Below are 13,883 nucleotides of genomic sequence, written 5' to 3'. Positions count from 1 at the left end.
ATTAGCACACGCTACGAACAGGCATGGATTCTGAGGAAATTGATGTGTTGGTGATTGGCGCCGGGCCATCGGGTACGGTAGCGGCATCGATTGTGAATCAGGCTGGTTATTCGGTGCGGATTGTCGAGAAGATGATGTTTCCGCGCTTCGTCATTGGCGAGAGCCTGCTGCCGCGCTGCATGGAGGCCCTCGATGCCGCCGGTTTCGTGCCTGCCCTCGAAGCCCAGGGATTCCAGAAAAAATTCGGCGCCAAGTTCGTTAAAGACGAGCAAATTGCTGATTTTGATTTCTCTAACAAATTCAGCACGGGCTGGGACTGGACCTGGCAGGTGCCCCGTGCCGACTTCGACAACCTGTTAGCCACCGAAGTCCGGAAAATGGGCGTGCCCGTGGATTTTGAAACAGAAGTTACTGACATCGAGTTTTTTGGCACCGATTCGATTACCAAAGTCGTAGGACCCACCGGCCAGGAGCGCAACGTCAAAGCCCGCTTTATCATCGACGCCAGCGGCTACGGCCGTGTCATCCCGCGCCTGTTCAAGCTCGACCGTCCCTCGAACCTGCCCGGCCGCAAAACGCTTTTCGCGCATTTCGAAGACCCGAAACGCTACACGTTCGACGAGCCCGACCGCATCACCATCATTTCCCATGAAGGCGAAGTATGGGCTTGGGTGATACCATTTTCCAACGGCTACACATCAGTAGGTTTCGTTGGAAATCCGGAATTCTTTGACCAGTTTGAAGGCTCGGTGAGCGAGCAGCTTCGCCAGATAATCAAAACCAACGCCTTCACCAACCGCCGTTTTGCCGACAGTGCCTTCGTCATGGAGCCGCGCCTGCTCGAAGGCTGGTCCGTCACTACTGACCGGTTTTTTGGCGACGGCTTCGTGCTCACCGGCAACGTGACGGAGTTTCTGGACCCGATTTTCTCCTCCGGCGTAACCCTGGCCACCGTATCGGGGCACCGGGCGGCGCAGTTGGTGTGCCAGCAACTGGCCGGCGGGCCCGTCGACTGGCAGCAGGATTACGTGGCGCCTACCATGCAGGGTGTCAACACGTTCCGCTCCTATGTCATGGGCTGGTACAATGGTACGCTGCAGGATATTATCTACGCCGCCAACCCCGACCCCGAAATCAAGCGGCAAATCTGCTCCGTGCTAGCCGGCTACGTCTGGGACCTGGAAAACCCCTACGTGAAGCACCACGCCCGCGTGCTGGGCTCGCTGGCCAAGCTGGTGCGGATGGAAGCCGCTAACGCCGGTCAATAAAAACCGAAGGCTTGCGCTTGCCATCGGCCTGCTGCCGGGCCAGCACGGCGGGCAGGGGCGCCACGAGCAGCGTGGGTAGCACCCGCAGCCCCGCCTGCAGGGCCTGGCGCAGGCGCGCTGGTGCTTCTACCCAGTCCTCACTCCGAAAGGCTACGGTAACCGTCAGCTCATCAGTACCCAGCGCACTTCGGCTGGCTTCCACTACGTAGGCAGCAATTTCTGCAAACGAGTTCAGAACGTTGAATATCGTTTGCGGATATAGGGTAGTGCCTTTGTATTTAATGAGTTGCTGCTTGCGCCCAACAATCGGCCCGAGGCGCCGGGTAGTGCGGCCACAGGCGCAGGGCGCATCGTAATACGCGCAGAGGTCGCCGGTTTTGTAGCGTAACAGCGGCATGCCTTCGACACCCAGATTGGTGATGACCAGCTCGCCGGTTTCGCCAGCCTTCAGCAGTTGGCCACCCTCGTTCACTATTTCAAAAACAATGAGTTCGGGCTGGTGATGCCCGCCCTGGCCCTGGCCGCATTCGGTAAAGGCCGTCTGCTTTTCGGTCGAGGCATAAGTGGAATACAGTTGCACGTTTGGCCACTGGCCGGTGATTTTCTGCGCCAGGGCGTTGAGTTGAAAATCCTCCTGTCGGATGCTTTCGCCAATACAAACTATCTTCCGTATGCTGCTGTCATTCAGGTTTATGTTCTGCTCCTGCGCAAAAGCCAGCAGATTGCTGATAAACGACGGCACCGCTACCAGCGCCGTAGGCTGAAGCTGCTGAATATTGGCCAATTGCGCCGCCAGATTGCCCGGCCCCACCCGAATAATGCCGGCGCCCAGCTCCAGCAAGCCGCCATAGTACGCAATGCCCGCCATAAACTGCCGGTCGAGCGTCAGCATGAGCTGATACACGTCGTCGGCGCCGCCGTCGGCGCAGCCAAACGATAGATACTCATTGCGGTATAAGCGTGCCAGGTCATTCTTGGTCAGCCCGATAATCACCGGTTCGCCCAGCGTGCCCGAGGTGCTGGAATACTCGGCTACCTGGTTGCGCGGCACGCAGAGAAAATCCCAGTTGTGGCGCTGCAGGTCGTCTTTGGTAGTGAATGGCAGGCGAGCCAAATCAGCCACCGTGCGAATGTCAGCCACATTAATATGCTGCTCCCGAAACTGACGCTGGTAATACGGGGAGTTGTGTGCCAGATAGGCCAGCTGCTGGCGTAGTGCCATGTTCTGAAAATCAGTTATTTCAGCTGCCGATGCACGCTCAAGTGGGCTCATTGTAAACGGCTAATCCAGCTTCGCAGTACATTTCTCAATCTGCTTGCGCAGGTAACGCTCTTCCGGCTGGGAAGCAATGACTTTCGTCAGTCCTGTTCGGTACATCTGCCGCGCCTGGGCAAACTCATTCTGCTGGAAATAAGCATTCCCGGCCAGCACGTAAGCGTGGTAATACTCTGGGTCGAGGCGCACGAAGTCGGTGGCCGGAACGGGCTGACCATCCTGCGCCTGCGTGCTGAGCTGCCGGAATTTTACGAAATCCCGGTAAGCCGCAGTTTGCAGGAAAGTATCGGCCGGAATGGCCACGGGCTCGGCAATTTCCTGGTCGGCACTCAGCCCGCGCATGGCGAAAATCTTGTTTAAGTCATACGCCCGGTACTGACCCAGCTGCCAGGGCGCCGATGCAATCCAAACCACGCGCTTTTGCGGCTGAAAAATAATCGAGTGATGACAAATCAACTGATTGACGGCCTTTTCGTTGCCATAACCGATAAACTCGCCTCGCAACCCCCGCTGGTCGCGCAAAATGGCCGCCGTATTCTGCGGATTAAGCTTGCCAGCCTGGCTGATAAGCTCCTCCAGGCGCTGCTGCCGATACACCGAAGCACTTTCGCGCATGTGCTCGCGGTTTAGCTGCGTGACGCCGAGCGCGGTACTCTGGTAATGATTGGTGCAAGTGAGGTAGTTGTGCTGCGAATCATACACTTGTACCTCGGTGGGAGTTTTTTCAATCACCACCGCCTTATTATCCTGCGCCGAGCCGATGAGCAGCGACTCGGCTACGAAAGTCTGCCGCTTTTGGGCAATGGCTACGGCCTCCTCAATGGTGCTGGCATACTGCAGAATCTCGCGGGCCAGCAGCGAAATTGGCGTGGCCGAGCCACCCGGTAGCTCCGATTTGGCCGCGTTCAGGGTGATAGTCAGGCCCGCCATGTTCATGCCTGATACCACGCCCGTCATCCCGGCCCAGGTGATAGTCATAAACTTATGTCCACTGGCCGGTGAATTGAAAGCAATAATCTTATTCTCGCCAAACTTGTCGCCAACGTAAAAATCAAAATTGCGACCGATAATGAGTTGCCCATCAACCGAGTGCTCGCCCCAGGCCGCAAACGACGTACAGCCGACCAGCGCCAGGTTTTGCAGCGCATGACCAATGTCGTGGGCCGCGTGATAGTTCATCATGCGCGGGTAAGCCGGCCCGATTTCATCAAATTTATGGTCGGCCGACAGCGAAGTGCCGTAGATTTCCAGCCGCTGTTCCTCCGTCAGGTTTTGCTCTAGGTCACGGTTGTAAATGCCAATCAAATACTTGAGAAACTGGCGGTAGAACGACGACGGTACCAGCCGGCAAATCTGCTCGAAAAAGGCCTGCTCCTGAAACGTGAGCAACTGCTTGCTCAGCTTGCCATTGGCCACGCCGCGCTCGAAAGGCTCGCCTTCGAGATGCATTTCCCACCAGCCGCTGTTGCTTTTACGGAGCCAGTTGTTAGCTAGCGTGTAGCAATTAGCCCCTAACTGTTGCGGCTGCGCCCGCAGCAGGGCCGTAGGCGTGGGCGCCGGGTGGCTGCCAGCCACGCGATTATACTGATAGGCAATGAGCCCAACCACCCCAAGTAATAGAAAAACAATTGATAAACCTGTAATTTTAAGAGTTTTGCGCATGATGTATCTTGCCTAATAAATAATCCAGCCCCAGCACCTCTGAACAGGTGACCACTGCGCTGATAGCTACCCCAAGCACCCCATGCATATTCACATTCTGCCCCGTCAGCAGCAGGTTTTCAACCTTCGTGCGATGCGAAATGTAGCTGCGAAGCGGACTGCGGTAGTCCTTCACGATGCCGTAAATAGAGCCGTCAGCCGTGCCCATATAATCGCGGAAAGTGAGCGGCGTGGCTGTATAATAATTCTTGATGGCGCCCTTAAGCTGCGGAAATTTCAGGTAAACCTTCTCCAGTAATAGCTCGGCTTTACGACGCTTAAAGGATTCATAATCTTCGCCCCGATTCATTGGTTCCTGTACCGTGTTGTGGCTGTCGCGCCATTGGGCTACCTCTTCGTAGCGCATGTAGGCCAGAATGGAAATGCCCTCGGCGTAGTCCGTTGTTTTCGAAGTGCCTGAGAAAAATACCGAATAGGAGAGGGGCCAGGTTTCCTCGGTATAGTCCATGCTGCTCCACACGTCGTCGTTGAGATAACAGTAATAGTTGCTCTTAACGTAGGGAAAAGTGCCCGGCTTTAGTGTGATATTCAGCACGAAAGCTGACAAGGAATTCTCCAGTTCCGCCACGCGGTTGCGAATGGCGGGTCGGATGGCCTCGGTGGCCGTCATGGCCAACGTTTGGGCCGGGTGAATGTTGGAAATAAATAAGTCCCCAGCGTATTGCTCGCCCGATTCACACTCTACGTACTGCACCTGACGGCCTTCGGTCACGAAACGTTTCACGAAAGTCTTGTTTTTCAGCACGCCCCCATTCCGGCGGATGATGCTGGCCAGGAACTTGGCAATCTGCCCGCCGCCTTCTACAATGCGATAAGCACTCTGAATGTAGCTGTTGAGGACCAGCGCATGCACATAAAGCGGGGTTTGGTTTCTAATACCGGCATAAAGCGGATTGCTGCCGCCCAACACGTTTTGCAGCTTTACATTATCGGTGAGCGAGGAAATAAAAGCATGGGTATCAATTGATAATGCATCGCTGGGCGTGAGGCTTTCCTGCGGCTCCAGATTGTATAATGGAAACGCTGCGCAAATTTGCTGAATAACAGTGCAATACTTTTCAATTGCTGCGCGCTCATCCGGAAAATTGACCGCCAGCGTCTCGATAAAATTATCGTACCCTTGGGCGTAGTTATACTCGGTTGCATCGTCTTGAAACAGAATTTTATCGAACGCATTTAAGTCGAGCTTTTCGAGCTTAAGCCTATCGATGATGCCCAAATACTTGAAAATCTTGTAAGTATTCTGACCTGGCTCAAGCCCGCCAATGTAATGCACCCCCGAATCGAAAAGGTGTTTGTCGCGGGCGAAAGACTGTAAGTTGCCACCAAACTGCTTGTTACGCTCCAATACTGTGATATGGTGGCCCTCCATGCTCAGTATAGCGCCGCAAATGAGCCCGCCCAGGCCGCTACCTACAATCACTATGTTTTTGGGCTGGTTCATACTTGAGCGGGGCGGCGGCAAACGAATACGAGGTTGGAGGTGTAGCGCGTGTTATCGATGAGCGACAAATCGAGCTGATTGGCCGCCGCAAAATTACGGACGAGCTCCGTGGACGGGAAAACCAGCCCACCTTCCGCCGTTTTGTTGAACTTACAAAAGCGCGTCGAAAACCATTCCGTCAGCAGAGTACCTTTATGACGGTCAGCTAATTCTCTAAAGCCGTCGCGGATGATGATAACACCTTCGGGCCGCAGACTCTGGTAGCATTTCTGCAGCAGGGCCTGCTGCTCGTGGTCGGGGAGGTAGTGCAGCACGTCGCTCAGCACAATGCCGTCGTACTGCGCCAGCGGGGTCGTCAGGGCGTTGGCACAGGCAAAGCTCACGTTGGGGCCATTGACGAAACCGTGTTGGGCCACCGTAATCTTTTCCTCATCGAAGTCGAAACCACTTACTTCGCGCTCTGGGGAGGTCAGGGCCAGCATATTGGTCATGAAACCGTAGCCGCAACCAATGTCGAGAATTCGCCCTTGGCGCGGCAGCAGCCCGTCGAACAGCTGGTAATAGCCCTCCAGCCGCATCTTGATTTTAGCGTACCATTCCAGCACCGGGCCTTTGTATAGGTAGTTGGCAATGAGCTCGTTTTTGTAATAATCAGGCTGCTCCACTGCCTGCGCCAAGTGGGCGTATTCGCGGCGGAAATAGTGGCTTACCAGCTTGGCTCGCGTCGAATAGTCGCTGCCAAAAGCCGGGTCACCGGCCTTGATGCGCGGCAGGATTTTCAGCGTCATGTGCCCGTCGTTGAGGTAAAAATGCCCCTTGCGCATCGTGTCGCCACTGCCATGAATGAGAATCGGCAACACGTCAAGGCCCAGTTTATCGGCCAAGAAGAAGGCGCCTTTGTGAAAGCGCCGAATGCGGCCATCGGCCGAGCGGGTGCCTTCGGGGAAGATAACCACCGAGTAGCCTGCGGCTACTTGCTGCTGCAGCGCCGCCAAGCCGGTTTCGGCGCCCTGGGAGGCTGGGAAATAGTCGGCCATGCGCACCACGGCGCCAAATACGGGCGAGTTCCAAACCCAGTCGCTGGTGAGCAGCACTAGCTTGGGGTATTGCATGGTAAGCAGCAGAATGTCAAGAAATGACTGGTGGTTGGCAATGATAACGGCCGGCTTCGAAAAGTCTTCGCCCATGTCGTTGATAAATGTCTTTTTGACATTGGCCATGATGTAAATCAGCGAGCCCGTAAACTTGCTGATTACCCAATGGTAGAAGTACTTTTTGGCGTTCCGTTTGGCGGGCACAATTTTCAGCAGCAGCCCCAGGATATTCAGCAGCAGTGCGCCAAAGACAAAATAACTGAATGCGAACACCGATTTTACCAAACCCCAGAAAGTGTAGGGAGCCTGTTTGCGTTGCGCGGGACTGGTTATTAGCAGCGAAAACAAATAGGGCTGCAAAGTTTGTGACACAAACCACACGCAGAAAATGCCGATGATGGATACAAAAGCCATCGATTGCAAAGCAGGATGCTTAGCTAAAAACAAGGTGCCCAAGCCAATAAGCGTTGTCAGGGCCGAGAGCATAATAGAAATGCTCACCGAGTTTTCCTCCTCGCGGCCCTCGGCGTAGTCGCGTTGCAGGCCATCCATTGTGAAAATACAGTAATCGTCGCCAAGCGCAAATACCAGCGTCGAAAGAATGATGTTGATAATGTTGAATTTGATGTCGAAAATAGCCATTAAGCCCAGTATCCACACCCAGGCTACCACCATTGGCAGGAAAGAAATAAGCGCCAGCTCGATACGACCATAAGAAAGCAGCAAAGCCACAAATACCAGGGTCGAAGTCCAGAAGGCAATGAAGGTAAATTCCTGATTGACAATGCTAACTAGTGAATGCGTGATGTACTGGCGGTCAAAAATGTAGGAGTATTTGTTATCACCAAAGGCCTTAAATACGGCCCGCGTGCTTTCGGGCGTAGTCGTAAGTAGATTGAGAATATATACCTGTCCGTTCTTCTCCTCGATGAAATTATTGAGCAGGGCTTTGCGTAATAATTGCTGATTTTCAGCGCTCAATGGGATATAGGGGCGATTGAGCATTTCAGCAACGGGTTGAAAAGCGCTGCTGGAGAAATTAAATGGCCGGCCGGCAGCAGTCAATGAAGCCAGTAATTGCTGCTTTTTGGCGGGTGTCCAGTAAGTATTCCAGCGGGCGATGCGGGCTTGCTGGGTGCTACGCGAGGGCAGCAGGGCCAACGGGCCGGAATAGCGCAGAATCTTCCCTTTAGTGCGCAGGGCATTGAGTTTCGGGAGTAATTGCTCATTGCGTTGCAGGGCTTCGTCCAGACTAGCGCCCTTTGTGGTCAGGAATACAGTTTTGCGCGATAAGGTCGAAATGCGGTTAAGCAGGGCTTCCGCATCGCGCAATTGCGGCGTCATGAAATTAATACGACTCATGTCGCTTTCGAACCGAACCTGAAAGGAGTAATAAAGCAGTACTGGCGTAAGAACCAAGATAGTATAGCGTACTGTGCGATGCTGGAAAAAGCTTGAAATCCAGCGCCTCAGATTACTATACGGGGAAGAGGCTGCATTCGTGATAGCACCAGCCGAATTGCTCCCGGTCACGAAATGCGGTAGAAAAATCAGGGTGCAGATAGCCGCCCCAATCAAGCTCAGGCCCGCAAATAAACCCAGGTCGTGTAGCACGGGCACATCCACAAATTGCAGGCACAAAAAGCCCGCAATGGTAGTCAGACTACCAATGGTAAGCGGAAAGGCCAAATCCTGAATGGTCGCTTCCGGGTCGGGGTGGTAGCGGAAATGCGTCAGGTAATGAAGCGAATAATTAACCGCAATACCCAGAATAATAGAGCCGGCGCCAACTGCGATAACGGAAACCGATTCCTGAGTAGTAGCCACAAATGCCAGCGCAAACAATCCGCCGAAAGCCACCGGTAGCAACATCAGCACGGGGGCCGGTAATCGTCGGAAAAACAGCATAATGACTACAATCAGCGACGCTACCGAAATCGACAGCGTCAGATAGGTGTCGTGGCGAATCTGGTTGGCATTGGCCGCCGCTACCGCTGGTGCACCAAAATAAGCAGCCTTATAGCGCGGGCTGGAATGAGCGGCCAGCGTGCGGTCAAGCTTCTCGAAAAATGCCTGATTCTGAGGGGTGTTAGCTGACGGATACCGGGGCTCCAGAAAGATGAATAAATGCCGCCGGTCAGCAGTAAAGAAATGACCCTCAAATAAATCAACTTTGTCGTCGGGCTTAAAATCCTTGAGCTTATTCAACACTACGTAGCCAAATCCCAGCGGGTCGGCCGCAATGAATGGCTTCAGCGCAATGCCGGTCGGGCCCACCAGCGTTTCATAATTAGCGGCTACTTTGCGCGCCACATTACGTGGCGCAATGGCCGAGTCGATGGCCGCGTAGTCCTGCTCTTCCAGAAAAATCGGTAAGTTTTCGGAAATCGTGCCGAATACATTAAACATCAGGCTGTCATTGGTGTGATAGACAACCGAGGAAATGAAGCGACTCTCGTCGTGCAGGATGGCTGCCACCAGCGTATCGGCATAAGCGGCCTGCTGCTCAGGCAAAGCAGCAGTACTGCTGTCGATATCCGACACACAGAGCACCACACGGTCCGTAAACTTGGAGCTTTGCAGAAACTGACTTAGCTCATCCAGCCGCTGCTGATGCGGCAGCATCTGCATCACGTTCTCATCGAAACGGATACGCGAAGCCAAGACACCCAGGCCAAGAAAGCTGGCCAGAAAAACGAGGTAAAATAACCGCTTCCGAACAGCGAAAAAACGGTAGATTGATAAGAAAAAATCGGCCATAGAAGGGTGCGTGCGCTTATTTTATTAATCGACAGATTATAAGTGCAATACTGCCTTGCAATCAGTTAATGGAAATAAAATGACCAGCGCGCAACTACAAATTTACGCCGGTAATGTCCCGCCGCCTCCAAGCCGGAACCGCCGTTCATCAAGCCTTCACTTTACCCCGCTTATCCAGCAGCTTCCGGAGGCCCGCCCGGGGAAGCTGATAGACTATCCGCAAAGTCACTAACACTGTATTCAGCAGGCTAATACGGGTGAAATCCGCAAAAGGCCGGAAATGTGTAATTCGTTCTTTGCCAATTGCATAGTATACGCTAACGGGAGTCGAAGCTACTCGGATGCCCTGCCAGGCCGCCCGCACAATCACCTCAATCTCAAACTCAAACTTGCGCGTAATAAAGCGTAAGTGTTGCAGCTCGCGAATCGGGTAGAGACGGTAGCCGCTCTGCGTATCGGGTACCTCATAACCGGTTTCAAACCAGAACCAGAAATTCGAGAACTTATTGCCAAACGAACTTTTACGAGGTACACCTTCCTGCTGCATATTGCGCGCCCCGATGATAAGGCAAGGACCAGTTTGCACCAGCGTGGCTACCAAGGCCGGAATGTCCTGCGCAAAATGCTGCCCATCCGAGTCAAGCGTAATGGCATAATCGAAGCCGTCATTGACCGCCGCCGCAAAGCCCTGGCGCAGCGCCCAGCCTTTGCCAACGTTGTGCGGGTAGCTAATGACCGTAATCGTTGGATAGCGGGTTAGAATCTCACTCGTGCCATCCGTCGAACCATCGTTTACGACATACACATGGCCGCAATACGCTTGCACCTGCTCAAGCACAGTGGCAAGCGTAGCCGCGTTGTTATAAGTCGGAATAATTACGCAGATTTTGCGAGCCGCCAGTTCTGCAGCATTTGCACTACTCGGCACTTGAAGCGAAGAGGTAGCGGGCATTGCTCAGCTTAATAAAAAATTCATCGTAGGCGCTAAGGCTGGCATTTGAAATCAATATTTCACGGGATACGCTAAACTCAACCTTTAAAATGATTTCCTTGTCGGCTGCTGGAACTAACATTGACAAAAACTTAATATTTGCCGCCTGCGCCAGAAGTATTTTTTTGCCTAACGCTTTCTCCAGACCTTCCTTAATTATTTGCAACATACAGACCCCAGGCACTACCGGCTGCCCGGGAAAGTGGCCCTCGAAAACCGGGTGCGACGGATTCAGTAGAAACCTGGCTTCCACCGAGCTATTGCCATCACTGGCAAAGCTGGTAAATGAGTAAAATTCGGGCTGGAACATTACTGTTTTATTTTCTTGAGGCTGATAGAAAACTTATACAGCTTGTGGTCCAGAAAAATTGAGTCAGCTACATTTCGGATTGGATTGAATAATTCTACCACCAGTTTCTTTTTCTTGTCAGTAGTGTTTTCAATTCGCTTGATGACCCGCTGCTTAGCATCGGTGACGTAGTAAAGCCGCGTGCTTTTCTCACCAGGAAATTGATAGTACAATTCGTCCTGAAGCTGGTAAACCTGGCCTCTGGTGAAATCGAGCTGGTACATCAGAATAGCCCCGATATCCTGCCGCAGCTGATTAATTACTGCCTTTTTATTAAGCTGGTCAATACAGGAAATGACTTCAAATTTTTGCTGACCAAATGAGAAGTCAAAAAACTTAACTCCGATTTCATTCGTGAAAACCACCCGGGTGCTGCCATCAGGTAACGCTTTTATAAGCAGCAAACCACTAAGTGGTTTGCCCATGATATCGACCTGCGTACGATAAAGCGCGTTGGTAAATTCCGGTTTCAGCGCCGCCAGCGTTTTAGGGCTTTCCGGTGAGCTACGCAATTCTTCGTACAAGTGTCCGCTGCACGCTGAGAGCATTATCAGCAGACTAATTAACCTGAACTTCGGCATCCTGCACGGGCGCATTAATGCGCTTGTTGGTGAATGTGATAACCGTGTTATCGCCGGAGCTTTCACGCATTTCAATTTCATCGATTGAGAAATTGTTTTTCGCAATAACTAGCCGAATGGAGCTGAATAATTGCTTCAATTCCTTGCTCTGCGGGGTAAGGTCGAGGCAATAAGTTGTTTTGTTCTCGTACAGCACTGGTTTGAATGATTTATTACTCAGAATCCGGCCTTGGACACACTCCATAATCACGGAGTTAAGCGACTTAAATGCCTTGTTGTCACCGGCTGAATACACTTTCTTCTTTTGACGGTCCTGAATGAGGATTTTGTCATTGTTAATAACCATCAGATACTTATACGGGCTGGTGTATTCCATCCGTACCCGATTGGGCGCCTTGAAAAGAAAAACACCCGAGGAATTTATCTTTTCAGACAGCATACTCAGGTTCTTCTCCTGTTTGAAATCGCTCCGAATCGAAGTGGTTTTCTCAGCGGCGGCTGCATAGCTTTTTTCGAAGGCTGCCTTATCAGTCACGGCCTTGTAGCCCTGGGGCTGAGCATAGGTGGCAAATGTGAAAAACATTGCCGTAGCAATCAAAAAGGGCTTAAACATAAGGTTGTACGTCTAGTAGCTGGTTGAGATTGACGAATTCATAGCCCCGGTTTCGGGCTTCCAGGATAAAGGCTTCCAACATCCGGGCGGTAGAGGCGACGTGGTCATGGAAGAGAAAAATCGTGCCGGGGGCCAAGGCATTTACCGCACGAGCCAGCAATTTGGTTTCATTAGTGATGACGGTATCCATTGTTCGCACGTTCCAGCCTACACAGGTGAGCTTCCGCTGCCGGATGGCCCAGGCTAAGTTGGGCGTGGTCACGCCATAGGGCGGCCGGAATAAAGCCGGCTGCCGGCCGATAGCCGTTTGAATAGCCTGGTTGGTTAGCTGCAACTCCTGCTGAAACTGGATAGTCGAAAACAAATCAAACCAGTATCCGTGTGAAAAGCTATGATTACCAATAATATGTCCTTCTGCGTGCGCCTGGCGCACAATGTCCGGCCACTGATTTACGCGCTGCCCAATGCAAAAAAAAGTGGCGGCCACCGAATGCCGCCGCAGAATAGCCAGAATCTCCAGCGTCATTTCCGTGGGCCCATCGTCAAATGTTAGCGCAATTTGCTGACGGGAGGCAGGACCGTGGCACACCGTTTTGACGAAAAACGATGACTCAACGCGGGCCGAACCGTAGCCAATTAGTGCCGCATAGCCAATCGTCAGCAAACCAGGCCAGAGCAGGGAAAAATGCTGGTAAATCACCATGCTGGCCAGCCCTGCCAGAGTGAGCGTGTAGAGAATAAGGGAATTACGGAAAGTCAGCATGCCCTCAGCAGCACCAGTGCCTGATGGCTCTGGGGCGAGCAATTGTAAAATAGCACACTCTGAGGAACTGAGCCGAGTGATAAATTTTGTTTCAGCAAGGTGGCCCCCAAGCCGAGGCCAAAGGCGCTGGCAGTAGGATACTCCCCGCACAAATGCTTGAATTTAAGTGTTTGCCCCTGCTGAGTGAAGTTGGTTTCGAAGCTGTCGTAGTGTTTGTCTTCTTTGGAGTCGCCGTTGTTGCCCAGCAATAGCAAGTCGACTGCTGGCAGGCCGTGCCGTTGCAGCATCTTGCGCGCCGCCTCAACGGCGTCATCAGTACTCCCAAAACTCAGCGTTTGAACAGCAGCAACCTGGCAGTAGCTGTGCTCGGTACGCACGCCCGAAACGGCAAAAAACACGCTGCCTTCGCCTGCTACCGTACCCGCGGTGCCTAGCGAAAACAAGCTGTCGGAACCAAGCTCCTGAGGCTGCTTGAATAAATCAAACCGCGACAAAATACTGAAGCTGGTATTCGTTAGCTCATCCACACCACCTACCAGCAAGGTTTGCGCAGGCGTTTCGGCTAGCAGAAGAGCGGCATCGAGCAACGCACTTTCAAAAGATATACTGCGGTGTGAATAAGTGGTATTGTAGCCTTTACACTTTAGCTGGAAGGCTACCTGCGCCGCAATGGTATTGTGGGTGGAGTGGATGAAAGCAGTAGGGCTGAGGGCTTCCTCCTGGTTTTCCACCATCTTCTCCAGGAAGGTTACGGTGTCCTCAATACAGCCCCAGCCAGTACCCACAATTACCCCATCGATGATGGCGGGAGCGGCATCCTGCACCGCCTGGCTGGAGGCGGCTATGCTAAGCTTCACGATGCGACTCAGACGGCGCAGCTGCCGGGCGTCGATGAAGGCCGTGTAGTCTGGTTCCTGGCAGTGCAGCTGGTTGCCGTAGTGTACGGCCGGTTTTGATGAAAGGGCCTCGGCAAAGGATTTTTGGGGTGAAACGGCACCAATCCCGTTGATATAAAACGACAT

Annotated in this window: 11 protein-coding genes; 1 reads left to right on the top strand and 10 read right to left on the bottom strand. The window is 52.8% G+C overall.

Annotation, left to right across the window (positions count from 1 at the left end):
• Nucleotides 1-23: 23 nt before the first annotated feature.
• Complete coding sequence (locus Q5H93_RS13810) at nt 24-1,268, top strand: NAD(P)/FAD-dependent oxidoreductase (protein ID WP_305007143.1); 1,245 nt, start codon at nt 24-26, stop codon at nt 1,266-1,268.
• Here the strand turns inward: Q5H93_RS13810 and flxY are convergent.
• The 10 genes from flxY to Q5H93_RS13760 form a co-directional block, all read right to left on the bottom strand.
• Nucleotides 1,252-2,490, bottom strand: coding sequence for a flexirubin biosynthesis putative acyl-CoA ligase FlxY (gene flxY, locus Q5H93_RS13805; protein ID WP_305007142.1), 1,239 nt, complete (start codon nt 2,488-2,490; stop codon nt 1,252-1,254). The genes Q5H93_RS13810 and flxY overlap by 17 nt on opposite strands.
• A gap of 60 nt (nt 2,491-2,550) precedes the next feature.
• A complete protein-coding gene (locus tag Q5H93_RS13800) occupies nt 2,551-4,152 on the bottom strand; it encodes a C45 family peptidase (RefSeq protein WP_305007141.1) in 1,602 nt (533 codons plus the stop codon).
• 37 nt (nt 4,153-4,189) lie between these two features.
• Complete coding sequence (locus Q5H93_RS13795) at nt 4,190-5,710, bottom strand: phytoene desaturase family protein (RefSeq protein WP_305007140.1); 1,521 nt, start codon at nt 5,708-5,710, stop codon at nt 4,190-4,192.
• Nucleotides 5,707-9,468 (bottom strand): trifunctional MMPL family transporter/lysophospholipid acyltransferase/class I SAM-dependent methyltransferase, encoded by a 3,762-nt coding sequence (locus tag Q5H93_RS13790; RefSeq protein ID WP_305007139.1) that lies wholly within the window; start codon nt 9,466-9,468, stop codon nt 5,707-5,709. Before Q5H93_RS13790 ends, Q5H93_RS13795 begins: the two co-directional genes overlap by 4 nt.
• Nucleotides 9,469-9,712: 244 nt before the next feature.
• Nucleotides 9,713-10,516, bottom strand: coding sequence for a glycosyltransferase family 2 protein (locus Q5H93_RS13785; protein ID WP_305007138.1), 804 nt, complete (start codon nt 10,514-10,516; stop codon nt 9,713-9,715).
• Nucleotides 10,482-10,865 (bottom strand): ApeI family dehydratase, encoded by a 384-nt coding sequence (locus Q5H93_RS13780; protein WP_305007137.1) that lies wholly within the window; start codon nt 10,863-10,865, stop codon nt 10,482-10,484. Before Q5H93_RS13780 ends, Q5H93_RS13785 begins: the two co-directional genes overlap by 35 nt.
• A complete protein-coding gene (lolB2, locus tag Q5H93_RS13775; RefSeq protein WP_305007136.1) occupies nt 10,865-11,428 on the bottom strand; it encodes a flexirubin biosynthesis protein LolB2 in 564 nt (187 codons plus the stop codon). Before lolB2 ends, Q5H93_RS13780 begins: the two co-directional genes overlap by 1 nt.
• Before the next feature lie 34 nt (nt 11,429-11,462).
• On the bottom strand, nt 11,463-12,098 hold the full coding sequence (gene lolA2, locus Q5H93_RS13770) for a flexirubin biosynthesis/transport protein LolA2 (protein ID WP_305007135.1): 636 nt from the start codon (nt 12,096-12,098) through the stop codon (nt 11,463-11,465).
• The gene (locus Q5H93_RS13765; RefSeq protein ID WP_305007134.1) at nt 12,091-12,861 is read right to left on the bottom strand and encodes a polysaccharide deacetylase family protein; all 771 of its coding nucleotides are present in this window, start codon (nt 12,859-12,861) and stop codon (nt 12,091-12,093) included. Before Q5H93_RS13765 ends, lolA2 begins: the two co-directional genes overlap by 8 nt.
• A complete protein-coding gene (locus Q5H93_RS13760; protein WP_305007133.1) occupies nt 12,855-13,883 on the bottom strand; it encodes a beta-ketoacyl synthase chain length factor in 1,029 nt (342 codons plus the stop codon). Before Q5H93_RS13760 ends, Q5H93_RS13765 begins: the two co-directional genes overlap by 7 nt.

Origin of the sequence: Hymenobacter aranciens, from assembly GCF_030580865.1 — a bacterium.
Classification (GTDB): domain Bacteria; phylum Bacteroidota; class Bacteroidia; order Cytophagales; family Hymenobacteraceae; genus Hymenobacter; species Hymenobacter aranciens.
This window is presented reverse-complemented; position numbering and strand designations above follow the sequence as displayed.

Coding starts and splice junctions, on each gene's coding strand:
- Q5H93_RS13765 (WP_305007134.1), bottom strand. CDS start 12,861: ATGCTGACTTTCCGTAATTCCCTTATTCTCTACACGCTCACTCTGGCA.
- Q5H93_RS13795 (WP_305007140.1), bottom strand. CDS start 5,710: ATGAACCAGCCCAAAAACATAGTGATTGTAGGTAGCGGCCTGGGCGGG.
- Q5H93_RS13810 (WP_305007143.1), top strand. CDS start 24: ATGGATTCTGAGGAAATTGATGTGTTGGTGATTGGCGCCGGGCCATCG.
- flxY (WP_305007142.1), bottom strand. CDS start 2,490: ATGGCACTACGCCAGCAGCTGGCCTATCTGGCACACAACTCCCCGTAT.
- Q5H93_RS13785 (WP_305007138.1), bottom strand. CDS start 10,516: ATGCCCGCTACCTCTTCGCTTCAAGTGCCGAGTAGTGCAAATGCTGCA.
- Q5H93_RS13780 (WP_305007137.1), bottom strand. CDS start 10,865: ATGTTCCAGCCCGAATTTTACTCATTTACCAGCTTTGCCAGTGATGGC.
- lolA2 (WP_305007135.1), bottom strand. CDS start 12,098: ATGTTTAAGCCCTTTTTGATTGCTACGGCAATGTTTTTCACATTTGCC.
- Q5H93_RS13760 (WP_305007133.1), bottom strand. CDS start 13,883: ATGTCGTTTTATATCAACGGGATTGGTGCCGTTTCACCCCAAAAATCC.